This is a genomic window from Curtobacterium sp. MCSS17_011, assembly GCF_003224275.1.
Classification (GTDB): Bacteria; Actinomycetota; Actinomycetes; order Actinomycetales; family Microbacteriaceae; genus Curtobacterium.
This window is the reverse complement of the sequence record NZ_QKLE01000034.1, coordinates 1-20046: the sequence shown is the minus strand read 5'-3', so window position 1 is coordinate 20046 and position 20046 is coordinate 1. Positions and strand designations below refer to the sequence as shown.

The window sequence follows — 20046 nt, the reverse complement described above, 5'->3', positions numbered from 1 at the left end:
ATGACCAACATCCAGCAGGAGACCGAGCCCACCATCGGCGCACTGACCGAGGAGGCCGACAGCACCACGTCGATCGCCACCCGGCGCGCGTCGAAGGGCGGCATCCGCAGGTTCCTCCCGACCCTCACCCCGTGGCTCGTCACGGGCATCGCGCTCGTCGCCGGCGTCACGCTGTTCGGGGTGATCGGACCGCTGCTCGTCGGCGACCCGACCACCATCCGCGACACCGGGCTGCAGGGACCGAGCGGCGAGAACGTCCTCGGCACCACCCAGACCGGCCAGGACGTCCTGGCCCAGCTCGCCTTCGCCACCCGCGGCAGCCTGCAGATCGGCCTCATCGTCGGCGTCCTCGCCACGGTGCTGTCCGCGTTCTTCGGCATCCTCGGCGCCTACCTGGGCGGGATCATGGACGAGGCGTTCTCGCTGTTCTCGAACGTGTTCCTCGTCATCCCGGGCCTGCCGCTCGTCATCGTCATCTCCGGCCTGGTGCCGCGTGAGGCGCGCGGGCTCTGGACCATCGCCGTCGTCCTGGCGATCACGTCGTGGGCCGGGTCCGCCCGGGTGCTGCGGGCGCAGACGATGTCGATCCGCAACCGCGACTACGTGTCCGCCGCCCGCGTCGCCGGCGAACGGCCCTGGCGGGTCATCGCCGTCGAGATCCTGCCGAACCTGCTGCCGGTGCTCGCGTCGCAGTTCGTGTTCGCGGTGATCGCCGCGATCCTCGGGGAGGCGGGACTGTCGTTCCTCGGGCTCGGGGCGTCGAACTCCTCGACACTCGGCACCATGCTCTTCTACGCCCAGAACGGCTTCGCGCTGGCGAACGGCGCCTGGTGGTGGTTCGTGCCGCCGGGCCTGCTCATCGCCCTGCTCGGCATGGGACTGTCCCTGGTGAACTTCTCGATCGACGAGGTCATCAACCCGCGACTCGCGAACGTGCGTGCGCAGCGACGGCGTGACCGTCGTGCGAAGCGTGCGGCGCGCTCGGGAGGCCCGGCCCGCGTCGCCACCGCCGGTCACGACACGAAGGGGGTCGCCCGATGAGCGCCACCGACACCGCACGACCGGTCACCTCGGACGCCACGGGCGACGGTCGCCGCCCTGCCGTGCTGACGATCGACCACCTCGACGTCGTCTACGAGACCGAGCACCCCGTGCACGCCGTCAAGGACGTCTCGCTCACCCTGGCGCCCGGCGAGATCCTCGGGCTCGCGGGGGAGTCCGGCTGCGGCAAGACGACCCTGGCCTACGCCATCACCCGGCTGCACCGGCCGCCGGCGAAGGTCGCGTCCGGCAGCATCACGTTCCACGACCGGGACGGCACCGACGTCGACCTGCTCGGGCTTCCGCACGAGCAGCTCCGTGCCGTGCGCTGGTCGAAGCTGTCGATGGTGTTCCAAGGGGCGATGAACGCGCTCAACCCGGTCACCACGATCCGCGCCCAGCTCGACGACGCCCTGGTCGAACACCGCAAGGGCCTGCCGCGCAGGGAACGTCGGGCCATCGCCGAGGACGCCCTGCGCCGCGTCGGCGTCGACCCGTCCCGCATCACCGCGTACCCGCACGAGCTCTCCGGCGGCATGCGGCAGCGCGTGATGATCGCGATGGCGATGCTGCTCGAACCGCAGATCATGATCATGGACGAGCCGACCACCGCGCTCGACGTCGTGGTGCAGCGGGAGATCCTGCGCGAGATCGTCCGACTGCGCGACGAGCTCGGGTTCGCCGTCGTGTTCATCACGCACGACCTGCCGCTGCTGCTCGAGATCAGCGACCGGATCGCGATCATGCTCCGCGGCGAGGTCGTCGAGTGCGACCGTGCCAGCGTGATCCAGCACGACCCGCAGCACCCGTACACGCGGAAGCTGCTGCAGTCGTTCCCGAGCCTGTCCGGAGCCCGCGGCGCGTTCATCCGCACCGGGGTCGAGGACGGCGCCGAACCCGAGACCGACACCCGGGCCGTCGTGGTCCAGGCAGCACAGGAGACGGACCGATGACCAGTGTGACCGTCAGCCACCTCGGTAAGGACTTCCACACCCGGAAGGGGCTGAAGCGCACCACCCTGCGGGCCGTCGACGACGTGTCGTTCGACCTGCTGCCCGGCCGGACCGTCGCGCTCGTGGGGGAGTCCGGCTCGGGCAAGTCCACCATCGCGCGGATGCTCGCCAAGCTCGAGACCAGGACGCGCGGCTCGATCGACGTGCGGCTCGAGGACGGCACCCCCGTCGAGGGCAGCATGTACCGGCGGCACGTGCAGATGGTGTTCCAGGACCCGTTCGCCTCGCTCAACCCGTTCCACTCGATCGAGCACCACATCGCCCGGCCGCTGCAGCTGCACCACCGGGCCCGCGGCGCCGACGAGACCGCCGACAAGGTGCGGGAACTGCTCGGCCGGGTGAACCTCGACGAGGACTTCGCGTCGCGTCGGCCGCACGAGCTCTCCGGCGGGCAGCGGCAACGCGTCGCCATCGCCCGCGCGCTCGCCCCGGGCGCCCAGGTGCTCATCGCCGACGAACCGGTGTCGATGCTCGACGTCTCGATCCGGCTGAGCGTGCTCAACCTGCTCGGTCGGCTGCAGCGCGAGGACCACCTCGCCGTGCTCTACATCACGCACGACCTGGCGACCGCACGACACTTCTCCGACGAGATCCTGGTGCTCTACCGCGGCCGGGTCGTCGAGCGGGGACCGTCGGACGCGGTCATCCTCGACCCGCACCACGACTACACTCGGCTGCTCGCCGAGGCCGCCCCCGACCCGGAGCGAACCGAGCGTCGGATCACCGCCGGGCCGCCGCTCGACCGGACGAAGATCGACAACACCACCTGCTACGACCACACCGTCGGGGCCTGGGTGTCGAGCGAGCCCGCACCGGTCGGGGCGCGATGAGCGACGGGCCGGCGTTCGTCGACTGGGCCACCGACGGGTTCGCGGCACGGTTCCGGGTCGGTGCCGACCAGCCCGCGGCGCTCGTGTCGTTCGTGCCGAGCGGCGGGGTGCTCTCGGACGGGCCGGACGACCCGCAGCCGCTCGTCGAGTTGACGACCGTCGGGCACGGGCGGTTCCCGGGCGGGTTCCGGCACGTCGACTCCACGATCGGGGCGCGACTGCGACCCGTGTCGCACCACGTGCACGACGACGGGACCGACCTGTGGTTCCGGATCGTGCAGGCGGACGCGACCACGGGCCTCCAGGCCGAGTCGGTGTTCCGGGCGCGCGCCGGCGTGCCCGCGTTCCAGACGTGGACCGAGGTGTCGGCGGAGCACGGCGAGCACGTCGTGGACTTCGTGTCGTCATTCGCGACCGGGGCGTTCCTGACCGACTCGGGTGCCTCAGTCGACGAGCTGGCGCTCGCGCACGCCGACAACGACTGGGCAGCGGAGAGCCGTTGGCGGACCGATCCGCTGCGCGACATCGGCCTCGCGCGCATCGACCGGGAGGCCCAGCACCACCCGCCCCGCAGCCGCGCCGTCGTGCAGAACCGCGGCTCGTGGTCGACCGGCGAGGCGCTGCCGATCGGCGTGCTGCGGGCGGACGAGTACGCACTCGTCTGGCAGATCGAGCACAACGGGCCGTGGCTGTACGAGCTCGGCGAGACCCGGCGGCACGCGTACGTGTTGCTGAGCGGGCCGACCGACCAGGAACACCGGTGGACCACCCTCGTCACGCCGGAGCAGCCGTTCACCTCGGTGCCGGTGTCCGTCGGGATCGCCGGGTCGATCGGCGACGCCTTCGGGGTGCTCACCCGGCAGCGTCGAGCGTTCCGGCACGTACGGGTGGCCGACCACGCCCTGCCACTGGTGTTCAACGACTACATGAACACGCTCATGGGCGACCCGACGACCGAGAAGCTCCTGCCGCTGGTCGACGCGGCCGCCGAGGCCGGAGCGGACCTGTTCTGCATCGACGCCGGCTGGTACGCCGAGGGGCACTGGTGGGACACCGTCGGAGCGTGGGAGGAAGCGGCGTCGCGGTTCCCGACGGGGCTCGGGGCCGTCATCGACCACATCCGTGCGCGCGGCATGCAGGCCGGCCTCTGGCTCGAACCCGAGGTCATCGGCATCCACTCGCCGCTGGCCTCGACCCTGCCGTCGTCCGCGTTCGTCGAGCACCACGGGGTCCGGGTCGCTGAGCACGGGCGACACCTGCTCGACCTGCGCTCGCCGGAGGCCCGCGCACACCTGGACTCGGTCGTCGACCGGCTCGTCGGGGAGCTCGGCGTGACGTTCTTCAAGATGGACAACAACACCATGACCGGGCCGTTCGCCGGGATGCTCGACCACCAGCGGGCGCTGCTCGACTGGCTCGACGCCGTGCAGGAGCGGTACCCGGCACTGCTCATCGAGAACTGCGCCTCGGGAGCGATGCGCGCCGACTGGGCCATGCTGTCCCGCCTGCACATGCAGTCGACGTCGGACCAGCAGGACCCGGTACTGTCCGCCACGATCGCCGCCGCCGCTCCCGCCGCGATGCTGCCCGAGCAGGCGGGGAACTGGGCGTACCCGGCGCCGACGATGGACCCGGAGCTGTTCACGCTGTCGCTCGTGAACGGGGTGCTCGGGCGGATGTACCTGTCCGGGTACCTGAACGAGATGTCGTCGTCGCAGCGTGCGGTGGTCGGCGACGCCATCGCTGCGCACCGGCAGGTCCTGGACGTCGTCGAGTCCGCAGTGCCGGTCTGGCCCCTCGGGCTGCCCGCCTGGGAGGACCCCTGGGTCGCACTCGGTCTGCACGCCGCTTCGGGCGACCTGTACCTGTCGGTGTGGTCGCTCCCCGGTGCGTCGGCGTCGGTGTCGTTGCCGCTGCCGGCGTTCGCCGGGCAGGCGGTGGTCGTCGAGTCGCTGTTCCCGACGGCACTCGGGTCGTGGTCCGTGGCGTGGGACGCCGCTTCGGGCTCGCTCGAGGTCACGAACGGCGGGTCGACCCCCACAGCGCGGGTGCTCCGCGTCCGGTCGCAGGAGGCGGACGCGGAGGCCTGAGCGGGCGCGCGTCGCGATGGCAGGGCGCGCGCTGGAGCGGACGGGAGGCACGGTGCGGGCAGGCACCGTGCCTCCCGTTTCGTGGGTGGTCCCGCATTGAGTGAGCAGAAGATGTCGGGTCTGCGCACGCGACCCGACATCTTCTGCTCACTCGATGGGCTCGCGACTCACGGGAGGAGCTGGAGCTCCATCGCGCGGGTCACGGCGCGGGTGCGGTCGTTCACGCCGAGCTTCTCGAAGACGTGGCCGAGGTGCGTCTTCACCGTGGCCTCGCTGAGGAACAGCGCGCGGCCGATCGCCGGGTTGCTGTTGCCCTGGGCGACGAGGCGCAGGACGTCGAGCTCGCGCGGGGTCAGCGACGGGCCGGCCGCGGCGGGGAGCGAACCCGTTGCTCGGCGGACGAGCGCTGCGGCCGCCGAGGGAGCCAGCGCCGTCTCGCCCCGCGCGGTCGCCCGGACGCCGGCGAGGATCTCGGACTCCGGGGCGGCCTTGAGCAGGTAGCCGGTGGCGCCGGCCTCGATGGCGGCGAGGATCTGATCGTCGGACTCGTACGTGGTCAGGATCAGGACGCGGACGCCGGGTTCGGCGACGAGGATCTCCGCCGTCGCCGCATCGCCGTCGAGCACGGGCATCCGGAGGTCCATGAGCACGACGTCGGGGCGTTCGGCCAGCGCCACCGTCACCGCGGCGCGGCCGTCGCTGGCCTGGCCGACGACCTCGACGTCGTCGGCGTCCTGCAGGATCGCGACGATGCCCGCCCGGACGATCGGGTGGTCGTCGGCGACCACGACGCGGATCACCGGGTCACCTCTGCCACGGGGTGACGATCGACGGCCGGGAGGCTCGGCTCGGGTCCGGTGGGCAGGCTCGCGTCGACGACGGTGCCGCCGCCCGGGGTGCTCGTGATCGAGCAGGTGCCGCCGGAGAGCGCCAGCCGCTCGTGGAGGCCCCGGAGGCCGTGCCCGGCAGTCGGCACGACGGTGTCGAACCCGACGCCGTCGTCGGTCACGCGGACGCCGACGTGTTCGGGCGCGTGCCGCAGGACGATGCGGACGGAGCCGGCGTCGGCATGCCCGCGGATGTTCGCGAGGGACTCCTGGACGACCCGGAGCAGCACGACCTGGGCGTCGCGGTCGAGCGGGCCGTCGGTCGCGTCGACGGTCACGGCTGTGCCGGTCTCACGGGTGTACCGCTCGGCCAGGCGGTGCAGGGCCCCGGCCAGACTGCCGCTCGTGGCACCGGCGACCCCGGCGGCGATGAGGGCGCGGGAGTCCTCGAGCGCCGCACGTGCCGACTCTTCGAGGACCGCCAGCCGTTCGTCGAGCGCGGCAACGCGGTCGTTCGCCAGGTCCTTGCGGGCGCGTTCGGTGAGCATGACGATGCCGGCGAGGTTCTGCGCGACGGTGTCGTGGATCTCGCGGGCCAGGCGCTCCCGTTCGCTCGCGACGCCCGCGCTGCGGTGGGCATCGGCGAGGGACTGCTGGGTGGCGCGGAGCTCGTCCAGGAGCTGGCGGCGCTCCTCGGACAGGCCGGCGACGCTCGAGATCCACACGCCCATCGCGCATGCGCCGATCACGCTGATGCCCTCGATGAGCACGGTGCTGACCAGGGCGTCCGGGCCGCTCGACACCTGCAGGCCGATGCCGCTCGCCACCCCGACCGCGACCGAGAGCAGGACGGCGGTGCGGACCCGTTCGGATTGCACCCAGACGAGCGGGAACGCGATGCACTGCACGAACGCGGTGCTCGGCACGACGGCCGGCAACACCAGAGAGGCGACGAGGACCAGCGGCAGGAAGGCCGCGGCGGCACGGGAGCTGTCGTAGCCGCGGTGGCCGAACACGGCGTAGGCGACGACGAGCACCACGACCGCGGTGTAGGTGGGCCAGCGGATCGACCACGGAGACCACCCGAACACGGTGATCACGGCGGTGAGGAGCATCGTGCCCGCAAAGAAGACGTGCAACCACCGGTTGCGCATCCACGTCTCGCCGCTCATGTGCCCAGCATCCCACCAGCGGGGCGCCATCAGGCGTCCTTGCGGTTCCACCGGAACGTCAGCAGGCAGGCCACCGTGCCCAGGACCAGCCACGCTGCCAACACCAGGGCTCCGAGGCCGAGGTGCCACGCGCCTCCCGGCTCACCCGACTCGAACGCACCGGGCAGCAGGATCGACAAGCGGCCGTCGTTCCCGGTCGACGTGCTTACCGCTACCGCTGCCCGTGAGCAGGTCGTTGAGGTGCTGCGGTGGTTCGTGGAACAGATCACTGGCCAGCCGGAGAACGAGGAGACCACAGCATGACGATGACCGCGCCAGAGCTTGCTCGAGAGCTCCAGATCGACCCCAAGCGCCTGCGCGCATTCCTGAGGCGAACCGCCACCGATCACCAGCTCGGAGACCGATGGTCGGTCGACGCGGAACTTGCCGGCAAAGCCCGTGAGCACTTCGAACGATGACTGACCCGGACCAGGAGCCCACGATGGATGACCGGATCGAGATCATCAGCGACGGTGACGGCCTGGCTGTTCTCGGTGAACCGAGGGCCGTTGAACAGTTCCTCCGGAGCGAGAGGCTTAGCAACGACTCTACGGGCACCGGCGCAGGCTCGGAACTGCCCCTCAGTGTCCTCGGTAGTCTCGGGCAGCTCACCGCGGCCGGCATGGCGAGCTCTGGCCGATGGCTGCAGTTCACCGAAGAGTCAGCCGCGATCGCCCGGAAATTCCCACTCATGAAGAACCGCGACACGGGGCTCCTGATGGGGATCGCTCGATCCTCCACGGGGCAGACCAACCACGTTCTGCAGTTCGCGTCGGTCGGCTCGACGCTCAACCCGACCACCATCGCAAGCATCGGTACGATGATGAATCAGATGGCGTTGCAGAAGTCGATCGATGAACTGGGCGATTACCTCGCGGAGATCGACGAGAAGGTCGAGGACATACTCCGCAATCAACAGGATGCAGTCCTCGCCGACATGATCGGTGTCGACTTCGTCGTTGACGACGCTATGACCGGTCGCGCCTCGTCCGGACGAGTCGATGAGGCGACGTGGTCGAAGATCCAGGGGACGTCCGCCACCCTCGCGCGCACGCAGGCCTACGCCCTTCGGCAGCTCGACGGCCTGGCATATAAGCTCGAGAAGAAGATGAAGCTCGGCGAGCTCGCGGATGCGACTGAGGCGACCGAGCCGAAGGTGCGCGAGTGGCTCGCCGTGATCGCGCACTGCCTGCAGCTCCAAGACACGCTCGATGTCCTCGAACTCGACCGGGTCCTCGACGCGGCGCCTGAAAACGCGACGCAGAAGCGACTCGCACTCCGTGCGATCCGAGGAAACCGGATGGAACGAATCTCCAGGACTACCGTCACACTCATCGAGCGCATGGACGCGGCGGTTACGCGAGCGAACAGCAAGGTCCTGTTGCAGCCGCTCCCCGCCCGGGCTGTCGTCCGAGCGAGTAACGGCGTCGGCTCAGCCGTCGGACAGTTTCACCAGCGAGTCGGTCTCGAAAGTGGGCACACCAGCAAGGATGCGAAGCGGTGGCTCGAAGCGGTCGGCGAGTTCCGCGACAAGGCGATCGACGACGGAGCGGATGGTCTGGGCGCCGCACGAGCGTTCGGCACATCGGCGCTCGAGCGGGCTCGGCTCGCTACGGAGAAGGTCGCAGCAGACATGGCTAAGCGAGCGCTTCGTGAACGGGACGGATCTGACGTTTCAACGCGGTTCGAAGCGAAAGAAGTCGAGTAGGTGCCGTTCGTGGGGACATCGAATCGCTGGCGTCGATCCCCGCACACTATCGGACGCAATGCAACTCTGATTTTCAACGAAATCGTCCACCTCTAGTGTCGTCCATGTCGATGTAGACCGCGATCCCATCGAGTACGCAGCAATGGAAGTCGGCGGCTCGCGCCGATACGCGAATCGTTTTGGGCTCCAATTCAATCGGGCATGTTAGACGATCGAGCCGCCATGCTGGTAACCGACGGGCGCCTTTCCACGAAAAGGCTTTGTATTGAGCGCTCGCTTGATCTTCTTCGGGGCGGTCTGCCCGGGCTGGCGCTCGATCTTGAGATGGTGGCGGCGAGCTGTTGGCTGCAGGTGAGAAGCAGGCGTACACGTTACCAAGCACAACTGCCTCTGTGCGGCTTTGATTGATCTCTTCCGGCTCGCCCACGTATAGAGTCATCAATGGGAAAGCGTCGTTCCTGCTGACAGGTCCCCCGCTCGATCAGCCTCCCCGTGCGCACCGACTCATGCATGTAAGCGGGTAGTCCCCAACACCGACGGTATCATCCGGGATTTGGCGTAGCCCAAAGACGGAATCACTGCTCTTGCGTGCGACCCTCTTTTAGTGCCGCAGCACCCCTGGCGGACTTCAAGATCGACCCTCCCACCGAAACCCTCGGTGGCCCACCGGCCACCCTTTGAAAGCAACGGGGAGCAAGAAAGAAGCCCTACGCCCTGGTCGAGTGACTACACCACTAAGAGATTGCACTAGAGGCAGTTTCTACGCCCGCAGATCGAGCGTCACCGACCACAAGGTCCGATGTGCCCAGTGGCACCGCTCCCGACCAACCACCTGTGAATGATGTATGGACCTATTCCTCTTCAAACGGCTCGTCTTCCTCGACAACCTCGTCACCCCGTTGATCGATCACGTCGCTGAAGTCGAGCGTTGCGCGTCGCAAAAGCTCACTTGACGCGCCGACAGCGGCACGAGCCTGAAGTACCGGCGTAACGAGACGAAGCTGTTCCTCGATGTCCTGAGGGAACGCGATCTCGAGTGCTTCGAAGTCGTCCGTCTGAGTGCGACGGCGGTTGCTGTGGCCGGTTGTAATCGCTCGAAAGGCTCTTCTGTAATATCGGCTGCGGAGCAGCACTGAAAGGAAACGCGGATCGATCCGCTCGTCACTAAGCGCGTATATTGGGAATTCGCCAGTTACAAGCGACCTGTCGAAACCCTCCGGAACGACGGCAATGCAACCCTTCCACAGGTCGATGCGCGAGAACACAACATCACCGACGTTAGCGGCATACCATTTGGAAGGCGAATCCTCAAAATACATCCCCAGCCATTCAGGTGGGTTCTTACCTTTGCCGGCTTCTCGAGCGCGGATGTCGCCTGTCTGTGAAATCGTCAGGACCGTCACCCTGTCGTTCGGTTTGAGCTCCGGTTGTGCCAGTTCTTCCCGACGAGTCATGACGTCCCTGAGCTGGCTGCGAACCCATCCGTTGGGGAGAGCGCTTCTCTCTTCTTTCTTGAAAAGGAAATACTTTGGATCCAGCCGGTGGCTTGAGTGCGCCCGCCAGGCATCAGCCGTCGGAATCGACAACGTGTCCGGCTGGCGTCTGCTGCTATAAGTCCGGGGGGCCGCGAGGAACGATCGGAACTCACCCAGCACGGAGCCTTCTTGCTCTTCTGCAATAAAGCCGTCAGAATCTGGCCGATACAGCTCGTTCTGGGGAGTTGCCGCGCCCGTGCTTGTGTAACCGATGTGCATCGGTTCGGCCATGAACGTGCTGTGACCGAGCTCATCGAGACCGACGCCGACTGCTTCATCGGTGTCGCTACCTGCCGCGATCGCAGCGTCGAATGCTCCCGCGAATCGAATCCGCTCCTGGGGAGAGTATTTACGGTAAATCAGAATCGAGGTCTTGTTTTGTGCGCCGGATTTTCGGAATGCATGATCAGGCAAAGAAATTACTGCTTCGATATGCCCATTCATGACGAGGTAGCGCCGAGTTTGCGGGCAGTTTGACTGATCACCCTGATTGTTGAATAGACCATCTGGAAGTACAAATGCAAGCTTGCCTTCGTCCTTGAGCATATCCACGCCACGCTCGAGAATCGCTTGCTCGCTTGCTAACGCGCTTCTGCCGTCAGCGAGGGTGAACACTTCTAGCTCGTTCGACCCAAGAAGATCCCGGTCGCCAGACTTCACTACGTCCCCAAACGGAGGATTGCCTACGACGCGATGAAAGCCCCCTCGCCACCCGTTACGTAGGCGAATATTCTGAAAATCGACGTCGAGCGCGCTCCTGTCAGCTTCTATGTTCGTGTGTCCGTCGTGGTGAAGCAGTAGGTTGATCTTCAGAATTCTTGCAAGAATTTCATGAATTTCAATTCCGTAAACGTGATGTGCTGCGAAATCATATCGCTTCCTCGCCATCTCGCTCTGGCCGGCGAAGTTATGATCAATCGAATGCCAACCCTGTAGAAGCGTTTCGAGAAGGAAACCCCCAGACCCGGCGGTTGGGTCGATCACATAGTGGTCATGCTCAATGCCAATGGCGGCCACGGAGAATCGTGCGAGCTGCCGCATCGTAAAGTACTGTCCGAGCTCGCCGCGAAACACGCTGCCGAAGAACCGTTCAAACGCCTGGCCGATTGTATCTGAATCAGTGTCTACAATGCTGATGTCCTGCAGGATTTGGACAATGTCGCGAATCTTCGTGTCGGGCAGGTTTACGCGGAGCCCCTCCGGGAAGATTGAGGGATCTGTCTCCGAGGCGTCCCGAAAAAGCATATGAATCCTGCTTGCGACCGAGATTGCAGTTTCTCCCGATGCTACCTGGAAGCGGCGGTTTTCCCCATTGGAAGTAGTCCGCTCATCATGGACCTTCGCGAAAAGTAGCTTCGACCACTCATCAAAGGCGTTCAGGGGGTCACGTTTCCCACCGGCCCAGATCAGCGAGTGCGTCCGCTTTACCTTCGCTTCTAGCTTCCCCGGAGGTGCGGGGCGGATGTCATTCTCTAGGTCTCCAGCGATGAACCTCCACCTAAGTCCGTCGCTTGTGTACTGCTCGGGAAGGCGTTCGCGGTTCCCGCGTTGATTTTCTTCTCGTTCCCTCGCTCCGTATGCGCCGCTAGTGTCGAACAGTACCGATACGGTTCCATCGTCGTACAGTGCGAGGTCAGAACGAAGGCTGTTTGCGTTTCCGATCGCTTGTTCAATTCCTTGCGCACGCTGCGCATCCGTGACTCGGGCCGCTTTGTTCTCGACGACTAAGTAAGGCTGCTTACCGCGATCGTCCCGGAATACCACGATGTCCGCAAAGTCGCCGGGAACCCTTCGAGGGACCAAGACTTCCGTTTCTAGTCGATTCGCAGGATATCCCTTGGTGATCAGCAGAAAAGCGATCGTGCTGCAACGCACCCACTCCTCGGGGTCTCTCCAGCTGTAGCTACTAGACGATCGAAGGTTGTATAGGACCCGATCGCCTTCAATGGCGATGAATTTCCGAGCAATGGCTTCGATGACGGCCGGTTCGCCGAGGACTGTCTGCTGAGTGTGCGGCACAGGATAAGAGTCTACGTCGGCCCCGAGTCTGTTTCCCACTGGACGCGCCAGCGGCGACGGCGATCGCGATCGATATTGTGGACCTTCGCGAAGCGGAGCCTCCGAGATGTGAGACGAAGCCCACCTCAGAGTCCTTCCTGGCTGTTCGCTTGCGCCGACAGCCCCCGAGGAGTGGGCGTGCGCGCTCCCCACCCCTTCGCATCAGCTAGCACTCTCCACCGAGTTGGCGGGCACGACCTGCACGTCGAGCGAGGCGTTCGAAGCGACCGCGTCGCCGGACGGTGCAGACGACTGCTCCTCGAGGTCGGCCTTCACCGACGCGGACACCCCGAACAACAACGTCGCCACGAACCCCACGACGTACGCCACCATGAGCCCCGACCCGTACCCGAGCAGCGCCCAGCCGTACCCGGACGGGCCGTTCAGCAGCGGGATGAGCGACAGGTCCGAAGTGCCGATGGCGATCGCCCCGACGGAGTGCCCGAGCTGGTCGAAGAGCCCGACGACCCCGCCGCCGAACGCCCCACCGATGCAGGCGGTGATGAACGGCCGCCCGAGGGGGAGCGTCACGCCGTAGATGAGCGGCTCACCCACGCCGAGGAACCCGGCCGGCAGCGCACCGCGGATGGTCCGCACCAGCGAGGCGTTCGACCGGAACCGCACCCACAGCGCGATGCACGCACCGATCTGCCCGGCACCACCCATCGCCAGCACGGGCAGCAGCACGGTCCACCCGGTCTGGTCGATCAGGGTGGTGTGGATAGGGATGAGCCCCTGGTGCATGCCGGTTATGACGAGCGGCAGGAACAGGCCTCCGAGCACGAAGCCGGCGAAGGCCCCACCGTTCGCGAGCAGCCAGGTCGCAGCAGTACCGATCGCGACCGAGACGACACCGGCGACGGACATCAGGATCCCGAGCGTCACCGACCCCGCGACGAGCACTGTCACGGTCGGCACGACGATGAGTGCGATGACGTCGGGCGTGACCCGCCGCATGAACCGCTCGACGGAGGCGGCGAGGATGCCGCCGGCCAGCGCACCGAGCACACCGCCTTGCCCGGGTGCCAGGGTCTCGCCGAACACCGTGACGTTCGCGACACCGGCCGCGACGATGATGCCGCCAACCGCGCCACCGAGGATGGGCGTGCCGCCGAACTCCTTCGCGGCGTTCATCCCGACGAACACGGCGAGCAGCGAGAGGAAGCCGGACGAGAGCACCCCGAGGAACGGCGTCACGCCGGACACCCACCCCAGGTTCGTCAGGATGCCGTTGATCCCGGCGATCAGCCCGCAGGCGATCAGCGCGGGGATGAGCGGGATGAAGATCGCGGAGATCTTCCGGATCGCACGCATGGTGCGGCCGTCGGAACGAGCTCGCGCTGTTGCCTTGATCTCGGCGCCGCGAGCCGCGAGTTCTTCCGGTGAGGACCCACCTGCCGCAGCCGACGGGGCGGCCGCGCGCAGGGCCTCCAGGCCATCGGCCACGCGGTCGACGAGACCCGGGCCGAGCACGATCTGCAGGTTCGAGCCGGCCGCGATGGCGGCCATGACGCCGTCCGTGGCCTTGAGGTCCTCGAGCGCTACGGAGGAGTCGGACACGACCTCGACCCGCAGGCGGGTCATGCAGTTCTCGACGTCGGCGATGTTCGCGGAACCACCGACGGCGTCGAGGATCTGCTGGGCGAGTTGCTGGGCATCGGGCATGGGGTGCTCCTCGGGGGAGGGGAAACGAACGGGGAAACGGGGTCTACAGCACGGCGCGCAACGAGCCGGCAGCGGCATTGAGGCGAGCACGCACGTCGGCAGCCGAGGCACCGGTCAGGATCACGGCGATGGCGGTCTTCACCTCGCCGTCCGAGGCGTCGAGCGCCGCCTGGACCTCGGCGGAGGCAGCGCCGGTGACGTCCTGCACGAGCGAGAACGCCCGGGCGACGAGCTTCGCGTTCGTCGCGCGCACGTCGACCATGCGGTTGCCGTACGTCTTGTGACTGCGCACCATCGCGAGCGTGGTGAGCATGTTGAGCACGAGCTTCTGCGCGGTGCCCGCCTTCAGGCGGGTCGACCCGGCGATGAACTCGGGGCCGACGACGACGTCGATGGCGATGTCGGCCTCCCGCCCCGCGGCCGAGTCGGGGTTGCACGCGACGGAGACCGACAGGGCGGAGCGGCGCCGGGCCTCCAGGATGGCTGCGATCACGTAGGGCGTCCTGCCGGACGCGCTGATCCCGACGACCACGTCGTCGGCCGTCAGAGCGAGCGCGTCGAGATCGCGGACGGCGGCTGCTTCGTCGTCCTCCGCGCCCTCGACCGCGGTGGTCAGGGCGGGGTCGCCGCCGGCGATCACGCCGACCACTTGGCCCGGATCGGTGCCGAAGGTGGGCGGGCACTCGCTGGCGTCGAGGACGCCGAGCCGGCCCGGCGTGCCGGCGCCGACGTAGACGAGTCGGCCGCCGCGCGCGAACGCTGCGGCGATCGAGTCTGCCGCCAGTGCGATGGCCGGGAGGCACGGCTCCAGTGCCGCAGGCACGCTGCGGTCTCCGGCGTTCATGCGCTGGGCAGCTTCCAGCGTGGAGATCGTGTCGATGTCGTCCAGCGAGTGGTCGGTTGCCTCGGTGGTGAGGGCCGCGAGTTCGTCGCGGAGAGCGTCGTGGCTGTCGTGCTTCGTGGTCATGGTGGAGCTCAGTTCCGGTGGTGGGTGCGGACGGCGTCGCGGCTGCGGGCGAGGAGTGGCTGGGAGCGCTCGTCGATGCGCTGCGCGACGACGATGAACAGGGTGTCGACGATGGCGAGCTGGCTCATCCGGCTGCCCATGGCCGCGGGGCGCAGGGCGCTCTCGGCACCGGCGACACCGAGCAGGACGTGGTCGGCGGTGGTGGCGAGCGGGGCGGAGGCGTGGCCGGTGATCGCGATGATCGCGGCGTGCTGGGCCCGGGCGGCGTGGGCGACCTCGAGGGTCTCGACCGTGGAGCCCGAGTGGCTGACGAGCACCAGGACGTCGTGCTCGCCGATGACGCTAGCCAGGGTCAGCGCGTTGTGCGGGTCGTCAGCGATCGAGCTCACGATGCCGATGCGTTCGAGCTTCAGGTGCAGGTCTCGGGCGACGATGCCGCTCGCGCCCACGCCGTACAGGACGACGCGGCGGGCGTCGCTCACTGCGGCTGCCGCTGCCTCGAGCGCGTGCGGATCGAGTGCGGCGCGGGTGTCGGCCATCACCGCTCGGACGTCCTCGGCGACCTTCGCGATGACGGTGGCGACGTCGTCGTCGACCGCGACCCCGGCGTGGATCTCGGTAAATTCACGCTCGTGGATCCCGCGTTCGACGGCCCGGGTCATGCTGCGCTGCAGGGCGGCGAAGTTCGCGAAGCCCAGGTGCTGGGCAAACCGGGAGACCGTGGCGGGGGAGACCCCGGCTCGGCCAGCGAGGTCGGTGGCGTTCGTGGTGGCCGCGGCTGCCGGGTCGTCGAGGACGGCGTCGGCGATGGCGCGCATGCTCGACGGCATGCTCGCCGACTGGGTGCGGACGAGGGCGAAGGCGTCGGCGCGCTCGGATCGCTCGGTGATCGTCATCCCGCCATGAAAGCGTCTTTCGTGTGCGAGCGCCAGTGCTGAAAGTAAATTGCGTGTTACGCGGTTGTGCTCGACCTGTGTGCGAGCGAACTGACGATGGCGGCGACCACCACGGGGAGGGCGAACGCCCACGACGCCGGGTCCGTGATGGCGATCACCAGCGGGAGCACGGCCGCGACGGGGATCAGTGCGAACGGTGCGCCGTCGCCGAACGAGGGGAAGAGCATGCCGATCGGGCCGAGCGCGATCGAGAGCACCGCTAGGGCGGTCGTGAGTCCGAGCAACGGCAGGGTGCGGTGGACACGCAGCCACCAGATCACGAGGACGGCACCGCGATGTGGCCGACCGAGCAATCCGTCAGCCGGTCGATCGTCGCGGTGACCCACGCGGCCTGAGCCGAGATCGGAGCCCGGTGAAGGGTTCGCAGAACGCCCTGGTCGTCCATCTCGAGGGCGGGTTCCACCTGGTCTGCGGGCAGGATGCCCTCGGCAGCGACGTCGATGAGCCATCGATTGGCAACGGCTGCATCGTTGTGGCGTTCGGTGTCGTCCTGCTCGGTGCCGCAGTACGCCACCTCGGCATCGCCGAGCAAGGAGGTGGTGATGCTGTGGAGCAGGTCGGCGTCGGTCATCCGGACCTGGACGATCATGTTCACGACGTCGGCCGTCGACGGTGCGTTGCTCGCTCGGATGGTCGGCGGCACCGTGATGCCAGCGCGACTGAGGTTCTTCACGGCCTTCCGGATGACGGATTCCGAGTTGCCGGTGGCGCGTTGCTCCGGGAAGAGGCAGATGGACGGCCCCTCGCCGCTGCAGATCGCCTGCGCTTGCGGGCGATCGACGATCGGCGCTGCGCCGAGGCCGGAGCCGGCGGTCAGCGCGATGACGGTGATCACGACGAACGAACTCGCGCCGATCTGGAGTCCGAACCGGCGTGCATTGTCGCCACTCGAGCGTCGAGCGACCGCGATGACGAGCAGACTGCACCCTGCGAGCAGACTGAACGCCGTCGCGATGACCGGTGCCCGTATGTCGAGCGCGGTCTCGACCGAGCAGCAGTCCGCCATCACGAGACCGGCGAGGTACCGAAGTGGGAAGTAGTCCACGGACCAGGTGAAGCCGAGCCAGCTGTACGAGACGAGCAGGCTCAGCGGGATGGACGCCACCGGCGGGAGCCACCGCCCCAGTGCGAACCCGATGCAGCTGTGGAAGAACAGGATCCCCGCGAAGGCCAGGCTGACTAGCGGCGACGGGCCACCGGGAGTGCCCCAGGTGGCCCGACTCATGAGCGCGATCGCGACGAGCTGGAGCACCAGGCCGGCGGCTAAGGGCGTCCAAAGGTGATCGGCGATGACTGCGGCGCTCGATCTGCTCCTGGTCTCGATCGCGGGCGCCGCGGCCCGGAAGCGCTTCCCTTCCCAAGCGCCAGCCGTAGCCGCGACGCCGCAGGAGAAGACCAGGTAGATCGCGGAGCCAGCCATCGCGGCGGGCCAGTAGCCGGTGACGGTCGTCTCATCTGCGAACTGCGCGCTGTAGGCGACGATGCCGAGCAACCCGGGAATGAGGAGCCACACTGCCGCTCGGCTGCGCCACGGGATGATCGGGCGCATCAGTCGTCCTCGCTCGTGAACCGCGCGTACGAAGCGGTGATCGCCTCGGCGGGCGAGAGGCCTGCGAGCGGCTCGGTGAACGACGCGACCGAACCGGCGAACGGCACCCGGCCGTCGACGAGGACGGTCACGTGGTCGAAGGTCGCGGCGACGTCCTCGGTCTGGTGCGTCGAGACGACGACGGACACTTCCGTCGGCAGGTTCCGGATCATCCGAGCGAACCGCGCGCGCTGTGCCGGATCGAGTCCGGCCGTCGGTTCGTCGAGCAGGATCCACTGTGCGCCGGACACCAGTGCGCCGGCAACGCCGAGCCGTCGGATCTGGCCGCCCGACAACGAGGTCGCTCGTGCGTCGGCTCGGGTGGCGAGATCGACGGCGGTGAGAGCTGCCGTCGAGCGATCCCAGGCATCGGCGCGCGACAGGCCCTTCAGCCAGCCGCAGTACGCGACGTGCTCTCGGGCGGTCAAGCCGGGGGAAGGCATCGCTTCGTTGCGAGAGCCACGCGACGCCGCTGCGGTACCGTCGACGGTTTCCGCGCGTGCCCGGTTCACCCAGTCCCTCGATGTTGATCGTCCCGGTGCGGGGACGGAGCGTGTCGGCGACGAGTCCGAGCAGGGTCGACTTGCCGGCGCCGTTCGGCCCGAGCAGGACGCTCGCTCCGGTCGGGAACACCGTCGACAATCCCGGAAGCACCACGTGGTCACGCCGGTACCCGAAGGTGATTTCGTCGATCTGTACGCCCACTGTGCCCCCCGAAACCTTGTACTGGTGTTTCACCGTACAGGGCAAGGGGCTACCTCCGGTGCACGAGGTGCGGCAGGGCTACTGAGTCAGCGCTGGCGGGCGGCTGCCTCGGTGGCTGCCTGCACGTAGCGTCGTGCAGCCCGAGTCTGGCGCAGAATGACGGGGGTAATAGCGGCAGCCACGACGAGGAGTGCTCCGCAGATGATGCGACTGAAGCCAGCCACGAACGAGTTGTCGTCGAACAGGTTCGGGATCTGCGGGCCGGCAATCCCCATGTAGAGAAGCAGGAACTGGCCGAGCGCGACGGGTTGGTAGGCAGCGCGGAGACGGGCGAGGTCGAATGCCCGTCGTGCGAGGTCGGAGTCGGTTGGTTCGATCGGGGTCCCGCTCGCGATCGCCTGCGCGAGCGTCTTCCGGCCGAAGCGCGAGAGCCCTTCGAGGGGCGCCTGCATGTCGGAGGATCGGCGGAGCGTCGTGGCGATCATCGACAAGGTGCCGAGAAGACCACCCACTCCCGCAGCGATGCCCACGATCGCGAGGGTGGTCTCGAGCGCGCTGTCCTGCCGTGCGAAGAGCGATCCGCCGATCGCACCGAGGACTGCACCGATCGCGACGATGACGGCGGTTCTGCGCCAGGCTCGGCGGGCGACGACGTCCGGGGTGGCCGGCGCTTGGGACCCGGCGGTCATGCGAGAGGGACCGGAGCAGTAGTGCGGCGATCGTTGTCGGCTGCGGTGGCATCCGCGTAGCGCCGAGCCCGGCGGCCTCGGGTGACCAGCAGCGGCACGAGGAACGCCACTTCGATGACGAAGAGCGCGAGGAAGATCCGGCTGAAGGGCACGCTGCCATCGCCGGTGACGACTCGGGCGAACTGGGGAGCGGCGGCTCCTGCGAACAGCAGGAGGTTCTGACCGAGGACCAGTCCGTTGAACGCGGCGGTCCCGCGGGCGAGGATGAGCGCGCGGTGCTGCAGTTCCGGGCCCGCGTCCTCCGCGAGCGGAACGCCCGAACGGATGGCCGTCTTGATGATCTTGCGACGGTCTCTCGTCAGGCCCTCGTTCGCCTGCGTGACGATCGACGACGCGCGTGCACTGGCGGGGAGCAACGAGAGCATCCCGGCCAGGCCGACCAGCACGGCGACGCACGTGAAGATCGCCAGGGCGACGGTCCAGCCGTCCTCGCCGCGCGAGGTTGCCCAACCTGCCACTGCCCCCGCGACCGCGGCGATCGACACCACCAGGGCGGTACGACGCCAGGCTCGCCGGATGATTCGTTCGTCTTCCCCCACCCGCTCACCCTACGGGGCGGGGTGGAGCCGTGTTCTGGAGCCGAGCACCTGTCGGACGCTGGCGGTGCGGCCGAGGTGAGGCGGGCCTCCAGGCCGGACGCCGTCAGGCGACGCCGCGCCGCGGGCGGAAGACCCCCGCGCGGACCAGCCACACGTAGAGCAGGCAGCCGATGCAGACGTCGAAGACGGCGTTGAGGAACGCGGCGACCAGGGCGACCGCGGCACCGATCGGGGCGGCGTACGGCACGCCGAGCAGTGCGAGGAGCAGGGCGATCGCGGTCACGAACAGGCCGACCTGCTGGGCGAAGGTCGGGGGTTCCGGAGCCTCGAGTTCGGCGGGCGGGGCGAGGCTCGGGCGGACAACCCGTCGGAAGAGTGCGCCGTAGGGGTGTCGGCGGATGCCGGCGATGCCTCCGACGGCGAACAGCACGACGACGACCGCGAGCAGCACGATGCCCGCGACCCACGTCTCGGGGATCAGCGTGAGGACGATCGTCGCGGCGAGGAGCACCGTGGTGATGGCGGCTCCGAAGCGTGGGGAGCGCCTGTCTCTTATACACATCT

General features: G+C 67.8%; 19 protein-coding genes and 1 pseudogene. 6 read left to right on the top strand and 14 right to left on the bottom strand.

Annotation, left to right across the window (positions count from 1 at the left end; translation table 11 throughout):
* The 4 genes from DEJ17_RS17990 to DEJ17_RS16000 are packed head-to-tail and all read left to right on the top strand — an operon-like array spanning position 1 to position 4974.
* Entirely contained in the window at positions 1-1041 is a 1041-nt protein-coding gene (locus DEJ17_RS17990) for an ABC transporter permease (protein ID WP_110862799.1), read from the top strand.
* Positions 1038-1994: an ABC transporter ATP-binding protein gene (locus DEJ17_RS17985; protein ID WP_110895219.1), complete on the top strand. Its 957-nt coding sequence runs from the start codon at positions 1038-1040 to the stop codon at positions 1992-1994. Before DEJ17_RS17990 ends, DEJ17_RS17985 begins: the two co-directional genes overlap by 4 nt.
* Complete coding sequence (locus tag DEJ17_RS16005; RefSeq protein ID WP_110862801.1) at positions 1991-2884, top strand: ABC transporter ATP-binding protein; 894 nt, start codon at positions 1991-1993, stop codon at positions 2882-2884. Before DEJ17_RS17985 ends, DEJ17_RS16005 begins: the two co-directional genes overlap by 4 nt.
* On the top strand, positions 2881-4974 hold the full coding sequence (locus DEJ17_RS16000; RefSeq protein WP_110895217.1) for a glycoside hydrolase family 36 protein: 2094 nt from the start codon (positions 2881-2883) through the stop codon (positions 4972-4974). Before DEJ17_RS16005 ends, DEJ17_RS16000 begins: the two co-directional genes overlap by 4 nt.
* 167 nt (positions 4975-5141) lie before the next feature.
* On the opposite strand, the gene DEJ17_RS15995 is transcribed toward DEJ17_RS16000, so the two are convergent.
* The 3 genes from DEJ17_RS15995 to DEJ17_RS15985 are packed head-to-tail and all read right to left on the bottom strand — an operon-like array spanning position 5142 to position 7152.
* A complete protein-coding gene (locus DEJ17_RS15995) occupies positions 5142-5774 on the bottom strand; it encodes a response regulator transcription factor (RefSeq protein ID WP_110895215.1) in 633 nt (210 codons plus the stop codon).
* The gene (locus DEJ17_RS15990) at positions 5771-6973 is read right to left on the bottom strand and encodes a sensor histidine kinase (RefSeq protein ID WP_181421257.1); all 1203 of its coding nucleotides are present in this window, start codon (positions 6971-6973) and stop codon (positions 5771-5773) included. The genes DEJ17_RS15995 and DEJ17_RS15990 overlap by 4 nt, the downstream gene beginning before the upstream one ends.
* Before the next feature lie 29 nt (positions 6974-7002).
* Positions 7003-7152 carry a hypothetical protein gene (locus tag DEJ17_RS15985; RefSeq protein ID WP_181421256.1) on the bottom strand — a complete coding sequence of 50 codons (150 nt, stop codon included), beginning with the start codon at positions 7150-7152 and terminating at the stop codon, positions 7003-7005.
* A gap of 120 nt (positions 7153-7272) precedes the next feature.
* Here DEJ17_RS15985 and DEJ17_RS17905 point away from each other — a divergent pair, with 120 nt between their 5' ends.
* Positions 7273-7431 (top strand): hypothetical protein, encoded by a 159-nt coding sequence (locus tag DEJ17_RS17905; RefSeq protein ID WP_181421255.1) that lies wholly within the window; start codon positions 7273-7275, stop codon positions 7429-7431.
* 23 nt (positions 7432-7454) lie between these two features.
* Complete coding sequence (locus tag DEJ17_RS15980) at positions 7455-8720, top strand: hypothetical protein (protein ID WP_110895231.1); 1266 nt, start codon at positions 7455-7457, stop codon at positions 8718-8720.
* 851 nt (positions 8721-9571) lie between these two features.
* Here DEJ17_RS15980 and DEJ17_RS15975 read toward each other — a convergent pair.
* The 11 genes and pseudogenes from DEJ17_RS15975 to DEJ17_RS15920 form a co-directional block, all read right to left on the bottom strand.
* Positions 9572-12274 carry an N-6 DNA methylase gene (locus tag DEJ17_RS15975; RefSeq protein ID WP_181421254.1) on the bottom strand — a complete coding sequence of 901 codons (2703 nt, stop codon included), beginning with the start codon at positions 12272-12274 and terminating at the stop codon, positions 9572-9574.
* A 201-nt stretch (positions 12275-12475) separates the two neighbouring features.
* On the bottom strand, positions 12476-13978 hold the full coding sequence (locus tag DEJ17_RS15970; RefSeq protein WP_110895209.1) for a PTS transporter subunit EIIC: 1503 nt from the start codon (positions 13976-13978) through the stop codon (positions 12476-12478).
* 43 nt (positions 13979-14021) lie between these two features.
* Positions 14022-14945, bottom strand: coding sequence for an N-acetylmuramic acid 6-phosphate etherase (gene murQ, locus DEJ17_RS15965; RefSeq protein WP_110895207.1), 924 nt, complete (start codon positions 14943-14945; stop codon positions 14022-14024).
* Positions 14946-14953: 8 nt separating this feature from the next.
* Positions 14954-15841, bottom strand: a complete 888-nt coding sequence (locus DEJ17_RS15960) for a MurR/RpiR family transcriptional regulator (protein WP_110895205.1) — start codon at positions 15839-15841, stop codon at positions 14954-14956.
* Positions 15842-15897: 56 nt separating this feature from the next.
* Positions 15898-16161 (bottom strand): hypothetical protein, encoded by a 264-nt coding sequence (locus DEJ17_RS15955; protein ID WP_110895203.1) that lies wholly within the window; start codon positions 16159-16161, stop codon positions 15898-15900.
* Complete coding sequence (locus tag DEJ17_RS17900) at positions 16158-17450, bottom strand: hypothetical protein (protein ID WP_181421258.1); 1293 nt, start codon at positions 17448-17450, stop codon at positions 16158-16160. The genes DEJ17_RS15955 and DEJ17_RS17900 overlap by 4 nt, the downstream gene beginning before the upstream one ends.
* Positions 17450-17932, bottom strand: a complete 483-nt coding sequence (locus tag DEJ17_RS17895) for an AAA family ATPase (RefSeq protein ID WP_110895197.1) — start codon at positions 17930-17932, stop codon at positions 17450-17452. The genes DEJ17_RS17900 and DEJ17_RS17895 overlap by 1 nt, the downstream gene beginning before the upstream one ends.
* Positions 17933-17987: 55 nt before the next feature.
* Positions 17988-18122, bottom strand: a pseudogene (locus tag DEJ17_RS18210) (ATP-binding cassette domain-containing protein); the annotation flags it as partial.
* Between the two features lie 158 nt (positions 18123-18280).
* Complete coding sequence (locus DEJ17_RS15930; RefSeq protein WP_110895195.1) at positions 18281-18883, bottom strand: hypothetical protein; 603 nt, start codon at positions 18881-18883, stop codon at positions 18281-18283.
* A complete protein-coding gene (locus tag DEJ17_RS15925; protein ID WP_146239747.1) occupies positions 18880-19482 on the bottom strand; it encodes a hypothetical protein in 603 nt (200 codons plus the stop codon). The genes DEJ17_RS15930 and DEJ17_RS15925 overlap by 4 nt, the downstream gene beginning before the upstream one ends.
* Before the next feature lie 103 nt (positions 19483-19585).
* Positions 19586-20044, bottom strand: a complete 459-nt coding sequence (locus DEJ17_RS15920; protein ID WP_110895191.1) for a DUF4395 domain-containing protein — start codon at positions 20042-20044, stop codon at positions 19586-19588.
* Positions 20045-20046 lie beyond the last annotated feature (2 nt).

Coding starts and splice junctions, on each gene's coding strand:
- DEJ17_RS17990 (WP_110862799.1), top strand. CDS start 1: ATGACCAACATCCAGCAGGAGACCGAGCCCACCATCGGCGCACTGACC.
- DEJ17_RS17985 (WP_110895219.1), top strand. CDS start 1,038: ATGAGCGCCACCGACACCGCACGACCGGTCACCTCGGACGCCACGGGC.
- DEJ17_RS16005 (WP_110862801.1), top strand. CDS start 1,991: ATGACCAGTGTGACCGTCAGCCACCTCGGTAAGGACTTCCACACCCGG.
- DEJ17_RS16000 (WP_110895217.1), top strand. CDS start 2,881: ATGAGCGACGGGCCGGCGTTCGTCGACTGGGCCACCGACGGGTTCGCG.
- DEJ17_RS15990 (WP_181421257.1), bottom strand. CDS start 6,973: ATGAGCGGCGAGACGTGGATGCGCAACCGGTGGTTGCACGTCTTCTTT.
- DEJ17_RS17905 (WP_181421255.1), top strand. CDS start 7,273: ATGACGATGACCGCGCCAGAGCTTGCTCGAGAGCTCCAGATCGACCCC.
- DEJ17_RS15980 (WP_110895231.1), top strand. CDS start 7,455: ATGGATGACCGGATCGAGATCATCAGCGACGGTGACGGCCTGGCTGTT.
- DEJ17_RS15970 (WP_110895209.1), bottom strand. CDS start 13,978: ATGCCCGATGCCCAGCAACTCGCCCAGCAGATCCTCGACGCCGTCGGT.
- murQ (WP_110895207.1), bottom strand. CDS start 14,945: ATGACCACGAAGCACGACAGCCACGACGCTCTCCGCGACGAACTCGCG.
- DEJ17_RS15960 (WP_110895205.1), bottom strand. CDS start 15,841: ATGACGATCACCGAGCGATCCGAGCGCGCCGACGCCTTCGCCCTCGTC.
- DEJ17_RS17900 (WP_181421258.1), bottom strand. CDS start 17,450: ATGCGCCCGATCATCCCGTGGCGCAGCCGAGCGGCAGTGTGGCTCCTC.
- DEJ17_RS17895 (WP_110895197.1), bottom strand. CDS start 17,932: ATGCCTTCCCCCGGCTTGACCGCCCGAGAGCACGTCGCGTACTGCGGC.
- DEJ17_RS15930 (WP_110895195.1), bottom strand. CDS start 18,883: ATGACCGCCGGGTCCCAAGCGCCGGCCACCCCGGACGTCGTCGCCCGC.
- DEJ17_RS15920 (WP_110895191.1), bottom strand. CDS start 20,044: ATGTGTATAAGAGACAGGCGCTCCCCACGCTTCGGAGCCGCCATCACC.